Annotated in this window: 1 protein-coding gene; it reads right to left on the bottom strand. The window is 41.8% G+C overall.

Annotation, left to right across the window (positions count from 1 at the left end; translation table 11 throughout):
• Positions 1 to 421: hypothetical protein (locus tag EYW44_RS22395; protein WP_165872305.1), on the bottom strand; the 421-nt coding region annotated here is incomplete at both ends.

The following is a 421-nucleotide window of genomic DNA, read 5'->3' as shown; positions in this document are numbered from 1 at the left end:
GTAGTTACAGCTGAAACACATCCACTGGCATTGGTTTCCGTTAACTCATAAGTTCCTGGTTGTAAACTTGAAAAACTAGTACCCGTTTGAGCAGCTACCACTGGAGTAATTCCTGTTAAAGTATAAGTAGAAGTCACTACGGGAGTAGTTACATTCACACTTCCTGTTAAAACTGTACACGTCGGATCTACATGCGTAGCACTTGGAGCTACAGGAACTGGCAATAATGGATCTATTACAATCGTAGTTGCTGCAGAGACACATCCGCTGGCATTGGTCTCCGTTAACTCATAAGTACCAGGTTGTAAACTTGAAAAACTAGTACCTGTTTGAGCAGCTACCACTGGAGTAATTCCTGTTAAGGTATACGTAGAAGTCGCTACTGGACTTGTAACATTGACACTTCCTGTTAAAACTGTAC

Source organism: Tenacibaculum sp. M341, assembly GCF_004337695.1.
Taxonomy (GTDB): Bacteria; Bacteroidota; Bacteroidia; order Flavobacteriales; family Flavobacteriaceae; genus Polaribacter.
This window is presented reverse-complemented; position numbering and strand designations above follow the sequence as displayed.